Origin of the sequence: Spongiactinospora gelatinilytica (assembly GCF_003236385.1) — a bacterium.
GTDB classification, from domain to species: Bacteria; Actinomycetota; Actinomycetes; order Streptosporangiales; family Streptosporangiaceae; genus Spongiactinospora; species Spongiactinospora gelatinilytica.
This window is the reverse complement of the sequence record NZ_POUA01000204.1, coordinates 1-13,525: the sequence shown is the minus strand read 5'-3', so window position 1 is coordinate 13,525 and position 13,525 is coordinate 1. Positions and strand designations below refer to the sequence as shown.

Genomic DNA, 13,525 nt, shown 5'->3' with positions numbered 1-13,525 from the left:
GCCCAGCCGCCCTCGGCCCCCAGGCCGGCATGCTCGGCGCCGCCCTCCTCGGCTGGCAGATCGCCGGCCACCCCGACATCGGCACCACCTGGACGCCTGATGTGCCCAACACCGCCCCAGTACCGTAAGGTGTAGTGCCGACCACGACGGCGGGCGGTTAGCTCAGCGGTAGAGCACTCGCCTTACAAGCGAGGGGTCACTGGTTCGAACCCAGTACCGCCCACCAGCCAGAAGGCTCCATCTCCCATCGTGGCAACGGGGTCGCCTCGTGCGATCACGCGTCGAACCCGATGCCGGTAGACGGTCTCGGTGAATGCTCCCGCCCGTTGGGCCGGGCCAGGCCCATCGGATGGGCGCAAAGATCGTCGTGGCCGTGGCCCGTTACCCGCTCCCAGGCATTGCCCGCCACATAGCTCAAGATCTCAGACTCGGGCCGGTCATCGTTCGCCCACACGCGGAGCGTTGTTCCAGTGCGTCCTGAAGCCAGGCCGCGCGTGCGCACTTGTCATCTGTCTCACGCCCGGATCGCTCTATCAGGTGCCAGAACTCGTCGGAATCCATAATGGGTGATCATGCCAGGCGCGTACGACAAAATCCCGACGGGATGAGCCGGTGATTGTCCCGCAGGTACGCCGAGCCGGGGGAGACCATCGGCAGTTTGTCGGTATTAAGTAATTTCGGCGGTTTATGACATGCGCCGACTGGGTTTTCTGTCGCCGAAATGTGCGACCGCGTGCCATCATGGCTGCTGCTGGAAAGGAAGCCTGATGGAAAGACCCGCAAGGTATCCGCGGAATCGGCATTCGGCTCAGCCGCGGCGGTGGTGGCATCGGACTGTTGTCCGGTGGGTCGGGAGTGCGGTTGCGACGCCGGTGCTGGTCGGGGTGTTGATCTGGGCGATTCAGCAGGGGATGGCACCTCCCGTCGTGCCGGAGGCCGTCACGAGGACTCCCAGGCCGTCACCGGTCCAGAAAGCCCGGTCGGGGCCGCCGGTTGCGGTGGATCTGGTGAAGGTCAAGCGGTTGTCCGAGAGCAACAGTTGGGCCTTCGCAGCCGCTCCGGGGCTCTCGGCCGGTGATCTGGCCGCGCTCAACGCCATTCCCGCGCACACGGAGGCCCACGCCCAGTGGCTGCGGCGGCGGGGCGGTGTCGATGTCACGGAGACCGATATCGAGATCGTGGCCCGGGGCAACCGGGACCGGCCTGTGCGCATCATGGGGATGAAGGCGGACACCGAATGCCGAAAGCCGCTTTCCGGTGCCTACTTCGAGAGCCCGAGTGCTGGAGCGCCGGAGAAAATCGTAAAGATCGGCCTGAATCTGGACGAGCCTGAGCCGCGTGGCAAGGCCGAAGATGAGAACGGGAACTGGAATGGAGACTACTTTCAGCAGAACACGATATCGCTGAAGCCGGACGAGGGGATCGTCTTCCATGTGAAAGCGTGGACCCTTGAGCATTACTGCCGGTTCTCCATCGTGCTGGAGGTTTTCGATCGGGGCGTGATGGTCGGTCAGGCCATCAATGACAAGACCGGGCCGTTCCAGGTGACCGCAGCCATCGAAGTCCCAGACGATTTCGGCGGTACGCGGACCAGGTTCGGCCGATATGACGAGGTCTACATCGGCGGGGTGGCCAACCCCGACCACAGCGGCTGGATCGAGGTCGATCCATCGCGGTACGAGCGGCAACTGACCCCCTGACCGCTCGCGGGGTCAGAGGCCCAGGTAGGTCAGTACGGCGCGGACGCGGCGGTGCCCCGGGTCGGTCGGCGCGAGGTCGAGTTTGAGGAAGATGTTGCCGATGTGCTTGTGCACCGCGCGTTCGGTGATGACGAGCCGGGCGGCGATGTCGGTGTTGGCCGGCCCCTGGGCCATGAGCGTGGGAACTTCGCGCTCCCTCGGCGTCAGCCCGGCGAGCGGGTCCGCCTTGCGGGCGAGGAGCTGGGAGACGACCTCGGCGTCGTTCCTAGCGTCGGCGTACATGACGATCGAACTCCCGCGCCACGACGCCCGGCGCGCATCGGATTCCGTGCCCTGGCGTGCCGTCGGAGTCTTCGTGGCCCTCGCGTTCTGCGGGGCGTGGGCGGCCATGCTGCCCCTGCTGCTGAACGGCTTCCGCCGGACCGAGGCCGCGCACGACATGACCCCGCTCACTTAGATCTGCATCGCGGCGATGATGCTGACCCCCGCCCTGTCGGCGTTGGTGGTGCTGCGGCTGATCCATCGGCCGGCGAGCGTCCGGGCGGCGATCGGCCTGGTCAGGCCGCGCCCGCTGGGCCGATTGGCCCTGGAGAGCCTGCGCGCGCCGGCGGTGCCCTGCCTGCTCCAGCTCCTCGCGCTGGGCGTCGCGGCCCTGGCCCGCGCCTACCGGCTCGACCTCGCGAACTTCTCCGGGTTCCGCGCCCAGTTCGCCCCCGCCACACTGGGCCAGACCGGGGTCCCCGTGGCGGAACTCGCGGCCTGGCTGGGCACACTCGCGCTCACCATGATCCTTTGGCTGCCGATGTTCTTCGGCGAGGAACTCGGCTGGCAGGGCTATCTGCTGCCGCGGCTGACCCCGCTCGGCGTCTGGCCGGCGATGGCCCTGACGGCCCTGGTGTTCGCGCTGTGGCACCTGCCCACGCTGGTCATGGGCGGCCAGTACCCGGGCCACTCGCCGCTGGCGTCGGTGGGCTACATGGTCATCAGTACCGTCCTGATCGTGCCGATCTTCGCCTGGCTGCGCCTGCGCTCGGTCTCGGTCTGGCCAGCGGTGCTCGCCCACACCTTCGTCAGCAACGCCGGTGTCCAGATGATCTAGCTGTTCTCCGACGCCGCCCACCCCATCGACCCGCTCCAGGTGGGCCTGAACGGCTGGCCCGGCTGGATCGTGATGGGGGCGTTCGTCGCCTTCCTCGCCCTGACCGGCCGCCTCCGCCGGTGAGCCGGGCGGCGGGGCGTATGGTCGGAAGTGTGAGCGACGGTGCTGAGCCGATGTTCGCCCTGGTCAGGGCGGCTGCCGGGGCGTTGTTCTTCGACACGGCCGATCGGGTCATGCTGGTGCGGCCGGTCTACAAGGCCGGGCTGGACATCCCCGGCGGGTGCCTTTCGCCGGGGGAGACGCCCTACCAGGCGTGCGTTCGTGAAGTACGCGAGGAGCTCGGCATCGAGCCGGACATCGGGCGGCTGCTGGTGGCCGACTGGGAGCCCGGTACGCGGGACGGTGGCACGATCCTCTTCGTGTTCGACGGGGGCGAGATCGACGACGGGACGCGTCAAAGGATCACCTTCACCGACGGCGAGTTGAGCGGATACGACTTCTGCCCGCCCGGTGAGCTGGAGGACGTGCTGGCCGGGCCGCTGGCGCGGCGGGTCAAGGCGGGCGTGGTCGCCCGGGAACTGGGGGAGACGGTCTATCTGGAGTACGGCAGGGCCGTCCCCGCCACCTGATCGAGCCGTGCCGGGTGACCGGGAAAGGCATTCCGGGCGCTCGTTCGCCGACGTGCCGCCACTGACCGGAATAACCGCCGGAGGCGAAAATCCGCTATAGCTGGTTGCCGGAGAAGTCGGGTACGCGAGAAGGGTCTTCCGGAGGCTCCGCCAAAAGGTCCTGGATATCGGGAAGGTCGGTGCCCGCGGTGATGCGGGCACGGGCGCGGACGACCTCGCGCGCGTGCTGCTGGAGGCGGCGGCGGATGAAATCGGATTCGTCCGTGTCGCTGGTCAGGGCCTCAAGGAGCGCGGCGGTACGCTCGCGCACGCGACGGATCAGGATGCTGTCGTCGTCATTCCACGTCGGCACGCCGGTCACCCCCAAGAAAGTGCGACGAAAACCCTACAGGGCTTTGCCGGACCCGGTTTCTCGCCCGGTCGTGCCATTGCACGGCCGGACCATGATCTATGGCTAGGTCTTGACCACCCCCGTTGCGGGATTGTAACGCTGAGGCGGTGGGGATGACAGGGGCGAGAGGGGTTATGCAGACATTTCTTCCCTATCCCGATTTCCGGGCGTCCGCTGGAGTTCTCGATCCGGTACGACTCGGCAAACAGCGCGTGGAGGCGCTACAGGTCTTCCGCGCGCTGACCGTCCCCGGGTACGGCTGGCGTCACCACCCCGCCGTCGCCATGTGGGCTGGCTATGAGGAGGCGCTGGTGCGGTACGGGCTGGAGGTGTGCGCCCACTGGACCGGCCGGGGCCGGGCGGACACCTGCGCCGCCACGATGACCACCGAGCTGGCCGCGGCCTGCGGCATCGGCGCCGCCCGGGAGCAGGCGGCGCTGGCGGAGGCGGGGGAGCTGCCGCCGTGGCTGGGCGACCCGGGGTTCCACCGGAGCCACCGTTCGGCGCTGCTCCGCAAGGACCCGGGTCACTACCGGCCGCTGTTCGGCGACGAGCCCGACGACCTGCCGTACGTCTGGCCCTCCTCCGGCCGCGCCCCCGCCTGCCGTCCGCCCGGCTGAGCCGGGCGGTGGACCCGACCGTCAGGGAACGAACAACCCCCAGTACGCCGCCCATCCGATCAACAGCACGCCGCCCGTCAGGGCGAGCCGCCCCGCGCCCCCGGTACGCCGGAGCGTCAGCGCCGTGCCCACCGTCGCGACCGCCGCCGCCACCGCGAACACCTGAAGGACCAGCCAGACCACCGGACGGCCCGCCACCACCGCCCCCGGAGCGCGGGCCGCCGTGGCCAGCAGATAGCCCAGGTAGAGCACGGTCCCGGGCACGGTGACCACCCCGGTGGCGGCCAGCAGCGCGGGCGACCGCCGAGCCCGGTGCGCGCCGTCGGCGGTCCTGCGCCGCCGCCGGATCAGGGCGGCGACCGGGTAGCCCGCGAAGGCGGCCGGCAGTACGGCGAGCGCGCCGAGCTGCACGGGCACCGACTCCCACCACGCCAGCGGCGTCACCGGCTCGGCGGGCAGGTCCTGGCGCGGCGGGGCGTCGGCCGAGGACGCGGGCGGTCGTCCAGGCCGTGAATCCAGGAGGTGACCAGTTCGAGGTAACCCGGCACCAGGCCGTCGCCCTCGATGAACCCGTCGGGGCTTCGCATGAGCCCGTGGTCCGCGCCGGGCAGGATCTTGATCGTGTGGCTGGGGTTCCCGGCCGCGCGCAGCGTCGCGGCGAAGATCCGGGAGCTGTCGGCGGCCGGGATGCTGCGCTCGTGTTCGCCCCACAGCGCCAGTACCGGCCGCGTAGATCATGCCGCGTAGCCGTACTTCACCGCTGTGGATGGTGACCTCGGTGCGGACCACGGCGTCGGCCCCGGCCGCCGGGGCGGTGAGCAGGGCCGTCACGGCGAACACCGGTCCACCGGGACCGGCCGCCACCATCGCCCGCGCCCGCGTGCCAGCTCGGGCACCTCCTCCACCAGCCCGTGTTCGGCCAGCACCCACAGGTTGTAGCTGGTACCCCCGGTGGTGATGCCGAGCGCCTTGGCGAGCGTGGTGGAGGTGGCAGGCCCCTCGCGAAGGTGGTCGAGGATGCGCTGCCTGATCGGATTGGCCAGGGCCTTGATCGTCCCCAGCCCGGCGGGTTCGGGTGGTGGTTCGGCCACGGCTACACGATAAATGATGCACGAGTTTCCGTGTAACTCGGGACCGGCTCGGCCTGACCGGATGGTGACAATCTCCCGCCTGCCCGGGATGTGTGAATCCGCCGGGCGGTCCCCGGTCGTACAACCGGCAGGTGCAGTGACCCGGATGGAGGCAGACATGACCGCCATACCGGTGCGGGCCGGCCTGATCGGCACCCTCAACGGGCGCGGGCACCAGGCCGCCCTCAACGTGTTCCTGTTCATCGTGCTGGCGCACTGGGCCGAGCACATCGTCCAGGCGATCCAGATCTGGGTGATGGGCTGGCCGTTACCCCAGGCGCGCGGCGTGCTCGGGCTGTGGTTCCCCTGGCTGGTCACCTCGGAGGCGCTGCACTACGGCTACGCGCTGGTGATGCTGGTGGGCCTGGTCGCGCTGCGGGGCGGCTTCACCGGACGCTCGCGAGTGTGGTGGAACATCTCGATGGGCATCCAGATCTGGCACCACGTCGAGCACCTGCTGCTGCTCATCCAGGCGGCGAGCGGCACCCCCTTCTTCGGCAGGGCCGTACCGACCAGCGTCGTGCAGCTCCTGGTGCCGAGGGTGGAGCTGCACCTGTTCTACAACTCGCTGGTGTTCGCCCCGATGGTGGTGGCGATGGTGCTGCACCGGCGGCCCCGCCCCGACGAGCGCGCCCACATGGCCTGCTCGTGCGCCCAAAGCCGGTAACGCTAGTAGAGCGGGTAGACCAGTGCCGGGCCGCCGCCCTGCGGGCCCCCGCTGACCAGGCCGATCGCGGTGCCGCCCGCGTAGACGGGGCCGCCGCTGTCGCCCTCGGCGGCGTAGAGGTCGGTGACGGCGAGGCCGTGGATCGGCCCGTCGCCGTAGTCGGCGGTGGCGTCGAGCGCGTAGACGACGCCGCAGGAGGTGCCGGTCCGCGCGCCGGTCTTGCACAGGCGCTGGCCCAGGCGCACCTGGGCGGTCGAGTCGATCCGCTGGTAGGACCCGTCGGACTGCAGCACGCTGCCGGTCAGCCGCCAGCCAGGCTCCGGGGTGATCTCCGAGACGTCCCCGCCGGGGTAGCGCAGCCGGGTGATCTCGCCGAGGTGGTCGCCGCCGAGGTACCACGAGGGGCCGTACCGGTAGCAGTGACCGGCGGTCAGCACCCGGCCGGTCAGGCCCGCGCCGACGTTATAGCCGGTCGAGCAGTAGGAGTCGCCAGCGGTGATCCGCTGCCCGCCGTACACGGGGCCGGACCTTCGGGTACGGCCGGCGACGGGGGCGTGCGCGGCCGTGCCGACGTAGGGCGTGACGGGCCGGTCGATGACGGAGGTGATGGTGCGGGCGTCCGGGGTCGAGCCGGCGAAGCCCCTGGTCACGCTGTCGTCCGCGCCGCGCAGCACGGCGATGTGCACCTTGCCGCGGGCGTGGTCGATGTACCAGTACTGGGCGTCGCCCGCCTTGCCCTGCTCGGCGAGCCGGTCCAGGCGCTGCTTCAGCGCGCGCAGCTCGGCGGCCTGGGCACGGGCGCCCGCCGCGCCCGCACTGGCCGGATCGGCGCAGGCCAGGGCCGCGGCGGCGAGCACAGGGACGAGCACGATGGCCAGGGCCATGCGAGGGAGGGACACCTGTGTCATGCGATGCTCCGAAGTGTCTGGAGGACAGGGACCGGCTTCGCCGGCAGAGCGGCACGGGAGGGGTCGCACGATTCAGGAGTAACAAGCCGGACTACCGTTGTCACGGTCTGCTCCCGAATGAACCCGGAGGGTAATCAGACTGTGGCCGGGAAGTTCCAGAGCGTCGCCGGTCGTGCTTTCGCCGGGGGCCAGACCGCTCGTCGCGGTGTTTCGACCGTTCGGCGACGCCGCCGGGCGCGCTGACCGCTGCCCGTCCACCGCTCACCGCTCGGCGTGCATTCCACTCTTTCCGGCGACCGTGCCCGGGCGGACTCTCGACCTAGGTTCCATTCGAGGCAATAAAATCTGGCGATTCCGCTATTTACGGACTTCTTTTATCGACCCCCGAACCCCCCGTACGCACCACCGCCATGCCAAGGAGGTCCATTGCGGATGAGAAGATCCAGATCAACGACAGTGCTGGTCGCGGCCGTCCTGGTCGCGGCCATGCCCGGCCTGTCACAGTCGCACGCGGAAGTACGCGAAGATCCGCTCGCGGCGCCCGTGGAGTACGTCCCCGACGAGCCGTTGCCCGTCGAGCCCACCGAACCCCAGCAGGCACTCGACGCGCTCGGCATCAGCGGCTACCCGGACCGGCTCAGCGTACGACCGGGCGAGTCCGTGCAGTTCATGGTCAGCACGAAGGCGCCCGAGTTCAAGAGCACGATCGTCAGGGTGACCCACGGCGACGCCGACCCGGCCGGGCCCGGCCTCAAGGAACAGATCATCGACAGCCCGGTGAACAAGACCTACCCGGGCGCCCACCAGCCGCTGCCGCTGGGCTCCTACGTGCGGGTGCCCGACGACCGGCGGCTGCGGCCCTCGGGTGGATTCACCATCACCGCGTGGATCGCGCCGTCCACGATCCCCGGCTCGCCGTACAACAGGACGGCACTGCAACGCACGCCGGTGGGCACGCCGCGCGCCCAGGGCCTGGTCACCAAGTGGTCGGAGGCCGACCGCCGCGGGTACGGGCTGTTCATCGACGAGCAGGGCGCACTCGCGCTGCGCGTCGGCGCGGACACCGTCTCGACCGGCGTGAAGCTCAAGCCGTGGGCGCCCGCGATGGGCGGCCCGGAGATGTACTTCACCAAGCGCCCGCGCCCGCAGCACGTCAACAACTCCGGCTGGTACTTCGTGGCCGCGGCCTACGACCCCCGGACGCGCAAGGCGACCGTGACCCAGCGCCCCGTGTCCACCATGCCGGACGACTCCGCGGCCACCAGCACAAAGCAGGTCGGCTCCGGACAACTCGCCCACACCTCCGACCCACTGCTGATGGCCGGCTACTGGAACCGCTCGGGAGACACCCGCCCCGCCGGCCTCTACAACGGCAAGATCGAATCGCCCGCCCTGTACGACCGCGCGCTCAGCGAGCGCGAGATCGACGCCGTGGCCCGGGGACGGCACGCCCCCCGGCCCGCCGCCGCCTGGGACTTCACCCGGCACATGTCCGGCGACCAGGTGGCCGACACCGGCCCGCACCGGCTCTCCGGAACGGCGGTGAACCTCCCGGTCCGGGCGCTCACCGGCCATGACTGGGACCGCAAGACGATGAACTACAACGAAGACCCCGGCCAGTGGGGCGCGATCCACTTCCACGAGGACGACCTCGGCGACGCCGCGTGGAAGCCCGCGTTCACCTGGAAGGTCCCCAAGGACGCGCGCAGCGGGATCTACGCGGCGCGCCTTGAGGCGGCCGGCAAGGTCTACCACGTGACCTTCGTGGTCCGGCCGAAGCAGGCCGAATCCAAGATCGCCATGCTGGTGCCCACGCTGACCTACCTCGCGTACGGCCAGACCGGCGGCTCCCTCAGCCAGTACTCCAACCACGCCGACGGCAGCGGCTACGTCTACTCCAGCCAGAAGCGGCCCATCACCAACCTGCGCCCGCTGACCACCGGGCCGAACGGCGAGGGCCGGCCGTGGGCCTTCGAGGCCGACACGCACATCTTCGACTGGCTGGAGACCAGGAAGTTCGACATCGACTACATCACCGACCACGACATCGACCGCGAGGGCCGCAGAATCCTCGACGGCTACCAGACGGTGATCACCGGCACCCACCCCGAGTACATCTCCACCACCGAGCACGAGGCGATCAAGGGCTGGCTCGGCGACGGCGGCCGGTTGATGTACCTCGGCGGCAACGGGTTCTACTGGGTCACCGCCCTGAACCGCAGCAGGGAGTACACCGAACTGCGCCGCCACGACGGCACCGAGGCCTGGCAGGCGGCGCCCGGCGAGTACTATCACAGCACCGACGGCGAGTACGGCGGGCTGTGGCGCTTCCGGGGCACCCCGCCCCAGGAACTGGTCGGCGTCGGCTTCTCCGCGCAGGGCTTCGGGCATCCCAAGGGGTTCGCCTTCTACAACAAGCCCTTCGACCGGTCCGAGGCCGGCTACTCCGAGGCCGGGGCCTGGATCTTCGAGGGCGTGTCGAAGAAGGACGGCATCGGCGGCGACCTGCCGAGCCTGCAGAGCCAGGGCGGCCCGATGGGCGAGGAGGTGGACCGGGTGGACTACTCGCTCGGCACGCCCCCCAATGCCATCGTGCTCGGCACCTCACAGCCGTTCGGCGAGCAGTACATGCACGTGGTCGAGGAGATCAACACCTCGGCCCTGTTCGAGGGCGGCGACACCAACCCGATGGTGCGCGGTGACGTCACGCTGATCCACTACCCGAACGGCGGGGCGGTCTTCTCCGCCTCCTCGATGGTGTGGAGCGGCTCCTTCTACAACAACGGCTACGACAACGATCTCACCAAGATCACCGAGAACGTGCTGAAGAAGTTCACCTCGGGCGACCCGCTGCCCGGGACGAAGGGAGCCGGGAAGGAGGACGCGGCCGGCACCCGGTGACGGACCGGGCCACCGGGAACCCCGTTCCCGGTGGCCACCGGTCACGCACGCGATGAAAGGTACGGTTCCTTGTACATAAGCGTTCGAGGCACCCCCGCCACCGGGTCCGGTAAGGCGGGTCGTGTGCCGGGCACCGTGGTCGTACTCGGGTTCGTCAGCCTGCTCACCGACATCTCCACCGAGATGGTCACGGCCGTGCTGCCGCTGTTCGTCACCATGGGCCTCGGGCTGTCCCCGCTGTTCTTCGGCCTGCTCGACGGCTTCTACCAGGCCGGGACCGCGGTGGCGCGAATCGGCGGAGGCTACGCCGCCGACCGGCTCGGCCGCCCCAAGGCCGTGGCGGTGGCCGGCTACGGGCTCGGCGTGCTGTCCAAGGTCGTGCTGCTGCCCGCCGCCGGGTTCGCCGCGCTGTCCGGCGCGATCGGCCTGGACCGGATCGGCAAGGGGCTGCGCACCGGCCCGCGCGACGCGCTGATCGCCGAGGCCAGCCCGCCCGGGGCGCTCGGCCGGTCCTTCGGCGTCCACCGGGCCCTTGACACACTGGGCGCGCTGCTCGGCCCGGTGGCCGCGTTCTACCTGCTCGCGGTGGTGCCGGGCGACTTCGACGCGGTGTTCACCGTGTCCATGTGCGTCGCGGGGCTCGGCGTACTGCTGCTGCTCGGCAAGGTCGCCGAACGCCCGGCCGCCCCCGCCGCCCGGCCCCGCGCGCGGCTGCGCGAGGCGGTACGGCTGGCCGCCCGCCGCACGCCGATGCGCCGGATGCTGGTCGCCGCGGCGGCGATGTCCGCGCTGACCGTGAGCGACGCCTTCATCTACCTGACCCTGCTGGAGCGCGGCGCGGTCTCGGCGCAGATCTTCCCGCTGCTGTTCCTCGCGACCGGGGTGGTCTACCTGACCGGCGCGGTGCCGCTGGGGCGGCTCGCCGACCGGTACGGCAGGCCGCGCGTCTTCATGGCCGGCCATGTCGCGATCGTCGCCGCCTACCTGGTGGCGAGCGGCGCGGACGGCCTCCCCGCGGCCGGGGTGACCCTCGCGCTGCTCGGCCTGTACTACGCGGCGACCGACGGGGTACTGCCCGCCGCCGCGGCGGTGATGGTCCCCGGCGAGTGGCGGGCCACCGCGATCTCCGCCCTCCAGACCTGCGTGGCGCTGGGCAGGGGCCTGGCCGCCGTCGTCTTCGGCGCGCTGTGGGCGGCCGCCGGCCCCGCTCCGGCGCTGTGGGCGTTCGCGGGCGGGCTGGCGGTGGTACTGCTGTTCGCCGCGCCCACGCTGATGCGCGGCCCCCTGGGAGGACGGGAATGAAGAACCGGGCCAACAAGATCATGATCGGGCTGGCGGTGCTGCTGGTGGCCGCCGCCGTAGGTACCGTGCTGACCTCGGTGCTCTCCCGGAGCGGGACCTCGGCGGCCGGGACCGCCGACCCCGCGCTGTTCGAGGAGCGGCACATCGTCTTCCGCTCGCTGCGCCCGGGGCCCGACCTGGGCCGCGTCGGCTACGTACGGGCCGGCGAGGAACAGGCCGGGCGGCGCGGCCTGGCCGGGCCGCACTGCCTGCGGATCGCGGCGGCCGGACGCCAGGCGGTGTGCCTGCGGGCCGGGCGGGCGCCAGGGCGGCCGTACGAGGTGGCGGCGCTGGACGAAGGGCTCGCCGAGACCGCCGACGAGCCGCTGTCCGGCGTGCCCAGCCGGGCGCGGGTGGCTCCGGACGGACGGCACTTCGCGACGACGGTCTTCGTCAGCGGACACAACTACATCTCGCTCGGCTTCTCCACCGAGACCATCATCTACCAGCGGGACGGGAAGGTGGTCGGCAACCTGGAGGACTTCACCTTCCTGATCAACGGGAAGCAGGACCGGAGCGTGGACCGCAACGTCTGGGGCGTGACCTTCGCGGCCGACTCCGACCGGTTCTTCGTCACCGTGGCGGCGTCCGGCCGTACGTACCTGGCCCGCGGCGACCTGGCGACGCGCACGCTGACCGCGATCCAGGACAACGCCGAGTGCCCCTCCCTGTCGCCGGACCAGACCAAGATCGCCTACAAGAAGCGGGTGAACGACACCTCCCAGGACGCCTGGCGCTTCCACTGGCTGGACCTCAAGACCGGCCGCGAACACCCGCTCGGCGAGTCCCGGAGCATCGACGACCAGCTCGCCTGGCTGGACGACGAGCACCTGATGTACGCGGTGCCGAAGGCGGCGGGGGGCAGGACCACGGCCGACATCTGGGTCGCCCCGCTGGACGGCGGCCCCCCGCGCACACTGATCCCGGACGCCGATTCACCGACCGTGGTCGGGGCCCTGACCTGAGGGACCGGCCTGGGCGTCGGATCAGCCGGGGTCCTTCCGGTCGGAACGGCCGAGCAGGTGCGGCAGCAGGGCGAGGGTCCCGGCGGCCGCCGTCCCGCAGGTGAGCAGGGCGGTGGGCCAGGACGCGCCCGCCGCCAGGGCGAGCCCGCACGCGATGGCGGCCACCAGCGCGGCGGTGATCAGTGTGAGCCACTGATGTGTCGAGAACATGGTCGGGGTCGTCCTTCGGATGGTCGGTCAGCCTGTGACGGTCCGCTCGTCGGCCCAGAACTCGATGAGTTCCTCGACCGAGAGCGCTTCCAGAGGTCCGGGCGGGATTCGCCATGTGGTCAGCACCCATGTCGCGATGAGCAGGGTGCGCAGCTCCCCTTCGTCCCGGTCGTCCCGCCGCCCGGATCGCGGAGGGCCGGGCGGCGGGACGTCGCCGTCTTGCGGTACGGCGGGCGCGTCGGCGCCGGGGGCGATCATGGCGCCCGGCTCGGCGGACGGGGCTTCCGTGAGGCACGACATTGATGTGGCCTCCGTGATAGGGGTGCTGGACGCGCAAAACGATGCCGGACCGCTATCGGGGCTCGCTACCGGCTCAAACGTGTCCGGACGACGCCGGACGAATCCCTTTTGGCGGTGGCGGGTGTGCGGGGTGGCCTTGGGGGCCACCCGGACGTCGTCCGAGGTCATCCGAGGTCATCCGAGGTCATCCGAGGTCATCCGAAGTCGTACGGAGCCGTACGGAATCAGCGGAAGTCAGCCGGAAGTGGTAATGGACGGTTGGTTCAGGCCGATTCAGGACGGTGCTGCGGGTGGAATGTCCGGTAAGCCGCCGCCGTCGTGCGGTAAACATGTGCATATCCCTAATCCCTGCGGCATTACAAGATGGGAAAAGATGGGCAAAACACACCACAGCGGGCCGAATGCCGCCTTCATTGCCCGGCTTAACGAGTTGCGTGACTCGGTGGGGGCACCGAGCTACAAATACCTTCAAGCCCTGTCAGAGCGCAGCGAACTGCCCGGTTCCCGCCCGCTGATCAAGAGCACCACCCAGGAGATCCTTTCCGGCAAGCGGGTACGGCTTCCGGACTGGCAATGGGTCTCCGCCTTCGTCCGCGCCTGCCACGCGGCCGCGGCCGAGTCGGGCCTTCCGACCGACGGCCTCGGTACCGTCCAGGAGTGGTGC

General features: G+C 70.4%; 18 protein-coding genes, 1 tRNA gene and 1 pseudogene. 12 read left to right on the top strand and 8 right to left on the bottom strand.

Annotation, left to right across the window (positions count from 1 at the left end):
- The first annotated feature begins 151 nt into the window (after nucleotides 1–151).
- Both C1I98_RS23540 and C1I98_RS23535 read left to right on the top strand, forming a co-directional pair.
- A tRNA-Val gene (locus C1I98_RS23540) sits at nucleotides 152–226 on the top strand.
- 646 nt (nucleotides 227–872) lie between these two features.
- Complete coding sequence (locus C1I98_RS23535) at nucleotides 873–1,700, top strand: hypothetical protein (protein WP_146607587.1); 828 nt, start codon at nucleotides 873–875, stop codon at nucleotides 1,698–1,700.
- A 12-nt stretch (nucleotides 1,701–1,712) separates the two neighbouring features.
- Here the strand turns inward: C1I98_RS23535 and C1I98_RS44210 are convergent.
- Nucleotides 1,713–1,961 (bottom strand): annotated as a pseudogene (locus C1I98_RS44210) (response regulator transcription factor); the annotation flags it as partial.
- Nucleotides 1,962–1,980: 19 nt separating this feature from the next.
- Between C1I98_RS44210 and C1I98_RS44205 the strand changes: the two are divergent.
- From C1I98_RS44205 to C1I98_RS23520, 3 genes are all read left to right on the top strand, one after another.
- On the top strand, nucleotides 1,981–2,157 hold the full coding sequence (locus tag C1I98_RS44205; protein ID WP_233508111.1) for a hypothetical protein: 177 nt from the start codon (nucleotides 1,981–1,983) through the stop codon (nucleotides 2,155–2,157).
- 15 nt (nucleotides 2,158–2,172) lie between these two features.
- Entirely contained in the window at nucleotides 2,173–2,799 is a 627-nt protein-coding gene (locus C1I98_RS23525; protein WP_199537149.1) for a CPBP family intramembrane glutamic endopeptidase, read from the top strand.
- A 152-nt stretch (nucleotides 2,800–2,951) separates the two neighbouring features.
- Nucleotides 2,952–3,428 carry an NUDIX domain-containing protein gene (locus C1I98_RS23520; protein ID WP_233508110.1) on the top strand — a complete coding sequence of 159 codons (477 nt, stop codon included), beginning with the start codon at nucleotides 2,952–2,954 and terminating at the stop codon, nucleotides 3,426–3,428.
- Between the two features lie 94 nt (nucleotides 3,429–3,522).
- Here C1I98_RS23520 and C1I98_RS23515 read toward each other — a convergent pair whose 3' ends face one another.
- Nucleotides 3,523–3,789, bottom strand: a complete 267-nt coding sequence (locus C1I98_RS23515; RefSeq protein WP_146607586.1) for a hypothetical protein — start codon at nucleotides 3,787–3,789, stop codon at nucleotides 3,523–3,525.
- A gap of 164 nt (nucleotides 3,790–3,953) precedes the next feature.
- On the opposite strand from C1I98_RS23515, the gene C1I98_RS23510 reads away from it, so the two are divergent.
- Complete coding sequence (locus C1I98_RS23510) at nucleotides 3,954–4,439, top strand: MSMEG_6728 family protein (protein ID WP_111169597.1); 486 nt, start codon at nucleotides 3,954–3,956, stop codon at nucleotides 4,437–4,439.
- Nucleotides 4,440–4,460: 21 nt separating this feature from the next.
- Here C1I98_RS23510 and C1I98_RS23505 read toward each other — a convergent pair whose 3' ends face one another.
- Together C1I98_RS23505 and C1I98_RS41650 are read right to left on the bottom strand one after the other, a co-directional pair.
- Nucleotides 4,461–4,883, bottom strand: coding sequence for a hypothetical protein (locus C1I98_RS23505; protein ID WP_111169596.1), 423 nt, complete (start codon nucleotides 4,881–4,883; stop codon nucleotides 4,461–4,463).
- On the bottom strand, nucleotides 4,880–5,026 hold the full coding sequence (locus C1I98_RS41650) for a hypothetical protein (protein ID WP_158558157.1): 147 nt from the start codon (nucleotides 5,024–5,026) through the stop codon (nucleotides 4,880–4,882). Before C1I98_RS41650 ends, C1I98_RS23505 begins: the two co-directional genes overlap by 4 nt.
- Between C1I98_RS41650 and C1I98_RS41645 the strand changes: the two genes are divergently transcribed.
- Nucleotides 5,025–5,186 carry a hypothetical protein gene (locus tag C1I98_RS41645; RefSeq protein ID WP_158558156.1) on the top strand — a complete coding sequence of 54 codons (162 nt, stop codon included), beginning with the start codon at nucleotides 5,025–5,027 and terminating at the stop codon, nucleotides 5,184–5,186. The genes C1I98_RS41650 and C1I98_RS41645 overlap by 2 nt on opposite strands.
- A gap of 80 nt (nucleotides 5,187–5,266) precedes the next feature.
- On the opposite strand, the gene C1I98_RS44200 is transcribed toward C1I98_RS41645, so the two are convergent.
- Nucleotides 5,267–5,530 carry an ArsR/SmtB family transcription factor gene (locus tag C1I98_RS44200; RefSeq protein WP_233508109.1) on the bottom strand — a complete coding sequence of 88 codons (264 nt, stop codon included), beginning with the start codon at nucleotides 5,528–5,530 and terminating at the stop codon, nucleotides 5,267–5,269.
- Between the two features lie 157 nt (nucleotides 5,531–5,687).
- Between C1I98_RS44200 and C1I98_RS23495 the strand changes: the two genes are divergently transcribed.
- Nucleotides 5,688–6,236 carry a hypothetical protein gene (locus tag C1I98_RS23495; protein ID WP_233508108.1) on the top strand — a complete coding sequence of 183 codons (549 nt, stop codon included), beginning with the start codon at nucleotides 5,688–5,690 and terminating at the stop codon, nucleotides 6,234–6,236.
- 2 nt (nucleotides 6,237–6,238) lie between these two features.
- Here C1I98_RS23495 and C1I98_RS23490 read toward each other — a convergent pair whose 3' ends face one another.
- The gene (locus tag C1I98_RS23490; RefSeq protein ID WP_111169594.1) at nucleotides 6,239–7,144 is read right to left on the bottom strand and encodes a S1 family peptidase; all 906 of its coding nucleotides are present in this window, start codon (nucleotides 7,142–7,144) and stop codon (nucleotides 6,239–6,241) included.
- Between the two features lie 432 nt (nucleotides 7,145–7,576).
- On the opposite strand from C1I98_RS23490, the gene C1I98_RS23485 reads away from it, so the two are divergent.
- From C1I98_RS23485 to C1I98_RS23475, 3 genes are all read left to right on the top strand, one after another.
- Nucleotides 7,577–10,045 carry a N,N-dimethylformamidase beta subunit family domain-containing protein gene (locus C1I98_RS23485; protein ID WP_111169593.1) on the top strand — a complete coding sequence of 823 codons (2,469 nt, stop codon included), beginning with the start codon at nucleotides 7,577–7,579 and terminating at the stop codon, nucleotides 10,043–10,045.
- 123 nt (nucleotides 10,046–10,168) lie between these two features.
- Nucleotides 10,169–11,347, top strand: coding sequence for an MFS transporter (locus C1I98_RS23480; RefSeq protein ID WP_233508107.1), 1,179 nt, complete (start codon nucleotides 10,169–10,171; stop codon nucleotides 11,345–11,347).
- Nucleotides 11,344–12,351: a TolB-like translocation protein gene (locus tag C1I98_RS23475; protein ID WP_111169591.1), complete on the top strand. Its 1,008-nt coding sequence runs from the start codon at nucleotides 11,344–11,346 to the stop codon at nucleotides 12,349–12,351. The genes C1I98_RS23480 and C1I98_RS23475 overlap by 4 nt, the downstream gene beginning before the upstream one ends.
- 21 nt (nucleotides 12,352–12,372) lie before the next feature.
- Here the strand turns inward: C1I98_RS23475 and C1I98_RS23470 are convergent, their stop codons facing one another.
- Both C1I98_RS23470 and C1I98_RS23465 read right to left on the bottom strand, forming a co-directional pair.
- Nucleotides 12,373–12,561, bottom strand: a complete 189-nt coding sequence (locus tag C1I98_RS23470) for a hypothetical protein (protein ID WP_111169590.1) — start codon at nucleotides 12,559–12,561, stop codon at nucleotides 12,373–12,375.
- A gap of 27 nt (nucleotides 12,562–12,588) precedes the next feature.
- Nucleotides 12,589–12,861: a hypothetical protein gene (locus C1I98_RS23465; protein ID WP_111169589.1), complete on the bottom strand. Its 273-nt coding sequence runs from the start codon at nucleotides 12,859–12,861 to the stop codon at nucleotides 12,589–12,591.
- A gap of 442 nt (nucleotides 12,862–13,303) precedes the next feature.
- Here C1I98_RS23465 and C1I98_RS23460 point away from each other — a divergent pair.
- On the top strand, nucleotides 13,304–13,525 hold a 222-nt coding region (locus tag C1I98_RS23460), incomplete at its 3' end, for a hypothetical protein (protein WP_146607585.1).

Bases quoted from the DNA above. Each gene is read 5' to 3' on its own strand.
- C1I98_RS44205 (WP_233508111.1), top strand. From the start codon at position 1,981: ATGACGATCGAACTCCCGCGCCACGACGCCCGGCGCGCATCGGATTCC.
- C1I98_RS23525 (WP_199537149.1), top strand. From the start codon at position 2,173: ATGATGCTGACCCCCGCCCTGTCGGCGTTGGTGGTGCTGCGGCTGATC.
- C1I98_RS23510 (WP_111169597.1), top strand. From the start codon at position 3,954: ATGCAGACATTTCTTCCCTATCCCGATTTCCGGGCGTCCGCTGGAGTT.
- C1I98_RS41645 (WP_158558156.1), top strand. From the start codon at position 5,025: ATGAGCCCGTGGTCCGCGCCGGGCAGGATCTTGATCGTGTGGCTGGGG.
- C1I98_RS41650 (WP_158558157.1), bottom strand. From the start codon at position 5,026: ATGCGAAGCCCCGACGGGTTCATCGAGGGCGACGGCCTGGTGCCGGGT.
- C1I98_RS23495 (WP_233508108.1), top strand. From the start codon at position 5,688: ATGACCGCCATACCGGTGCGGGCCGGCCTGATCGGCACCCTCAACGGG.
- C1I98_RS23490 (WP_111169594.1), bottom strand. From the start codon at position 7,144: ATGACACAGGTGTCCCTCCCTCGCATGGCCCTGGCCATCGTGCTCGTC.
- C1I98_RS23485 (WP_111169593.1), top strand. From the start codon at position 7,577: ATGAGAAGATCCAGATCAACGACAGTGCTGGTCGCGGCCGTCCTGGTC.
- C1I98_RS23475 (WP_111169591.1), top strand. From the start codon at position 11,344: ATGAAGAACCGGGCCAACAAGATCATGATCGGGCTGGCGGTGCTGCTG.
- C1I98_RS23470 (WP_111169590.1), bottom strand. From the start codon at position 12,561: ATGTTCTCGACACATCAGTGGCTCACACTGATCACCGCCGCGCTGGTG.
- C1I98_RS23465 (WP_111169589.1), bottom strand. From the start codon at position 12,861: ATGTCGTGCCTCACGGAAGCCCCGTCCGCCGAGCCGGGCGCCATGATC.